Raw genomic sequence first — 1732 nt, forward strand, 5'->3', positions numbered from 1 at the left:
CCCCTACACAGGGTACCCCAATATACGGGGCAGTGGACGTAAAGATAATGCGGTCATCAGGCAAATAGCAGGCGTCATAATTGGAAACGTCGGCATCGGGAATGGGCGATAAAGCCGTGAGCGCTGCGGCATCAAAATCGTACTCCACAATATCCCAGCGCCCTTCAGTATCAGGCATAGACAACAGCGCTTTCCGTCCGTCATAATATAAATCCACATCGCCGATGAAAAGATCTTCTTCAGGACGGAATACAACCTGCGTTGAGCCGCCTTTAATCGGCAAGGACTCTAGGGTATTTTCATAGCCCGTGGGCGCTATATCGGTGTTGCCGTGATAATTTGTAGGCAGTCCCAAGGCATCGGCACGCCTGCGGATGACCAGCAAATCATCGAAATCGATAAGCGGATTATCCAGTAACAAGGCTTGCCGTTGAAGTGTTTGGAAGCGATCCTTTATCTCTTTGAACGCGGCAGGTTCCGCCTCTGCAGGCAAGGCAGTTTGCTCCCTTTCCAAAGCGGCGAGTTCTGCCAAATAGTCTGCGCCATGAGGATAGTCTTCTCCAAAAGAATCGATGAGATCTTCCAGAGCATCCTGCAATGCACGCCACCGTTTCGCTTCAATTCCCGCTCTCTCATCGGAGCCAAAGCCCGGGAATTGTGTGGGAATCACGACGGGCCGCCACGCGTCACGATCTGCCAGATAAGTCAATATATTTTCTGTTAATCGGAGCAAATTGTCGCGGTACACATTGTTTTTGTCTGCATAATCGGGCCATCGCCAGCCAAAGCCAATCAGCTTTCCCGAACCAAGGGCATACTCCACCAACGGCCGTTCCACACCGGCGGGCGTATTGCCCAATACCATGGCGTTGGCGGGACCGCCCCAATAAAAATCTGCCACAGCCGGACAACCGCCTTCGCTGATTCCGATACATCCCGATTCAATCGATAATCCGGAAAATACAGGATGGGAAGGAATTACAGGAATCATAAAAGCGGGGTCACGGTGATGCTCCAGGGTGTGGCGCTGTACCGAGACATCCGGTTCCAAACCTGCGTAATCCACCATACCCACAGCGCCGCCTGACAGCAGTACAGCGCCGCCTTCTCGAGCAAAAGCCAAGATCGCCTGCAGCCCCGCGCCGCCATGGAGCGGGCTGCGACGAACGGAATCGCCTTGATGATGCCAGACCACCTGAAAGTCTGAGAGGCTGCGCTGGGCTCCGGAAGAATCCAAGAATCCGCCCTTGCCGTCGTAAAAAAGCAAGGTAGCCTTTGTCAGAGTCTGCGCCGCCTCCCAAGCCGCCGCATTATGGACATCCATATGGTCTAAATCACGCTCTACGGCAATAAAGGCCGTGGTACCTCCACTATTTGCTCCCCATGAACTACCGGTCGGCGCCAAGCTGCACAGCAGTAGGATCATAACTGCTTTGAAGGAGAAACAACCTATCGTACAACGTGTTTGGTTCGTATGCATCGTGTGATTCCGGTTTTTGTTGATAAGAAACAGGCGTGCCGTGAAATTAATGCTACCACAGTCTTTATATGGAGTCAATTCATGGATAGGAATATAATCGGTTCGCAGGAGAGAAAGCCAAGCGCCCAGGATTCATATACTAAATGCAACAGTAGGGTCCGAAGCCCTTTTCTGTCGGAGCCGTTCGTCGCGGCCTCTTTATGCCGCAGGTTCTTGGCGCCTGTCAAGGTGGAACCCCTTGGGGATCTTGAG

The 1732-nt window shown here is 52.7% G+C and carries 1 protein-coding gene; it reads right to left on the reverse strand.

Going from position 1 to position 1732, the window contains the following annotated elements:
- On the reverse strand, positions 1–1426 hold a 1426-nt coding region (locus GX117_13495), incomplete at its 3' end, for a hypothetical protein (protein ID NLO34344.1).
- Between the last annotated feature and the right edge of the window lie 306 nt (positions 1427–1732).

The sequence above is a fragment of the Candidatus Hydrogenedentota bacterium genome (assembly GCA_012523015.1).
Classification (GTDB): domain Bacteria; phylum Hydrogenedentota; class Hydrogenedentia; order Hydrogenedentales; family CAITNO01; genus JAAYBJ01.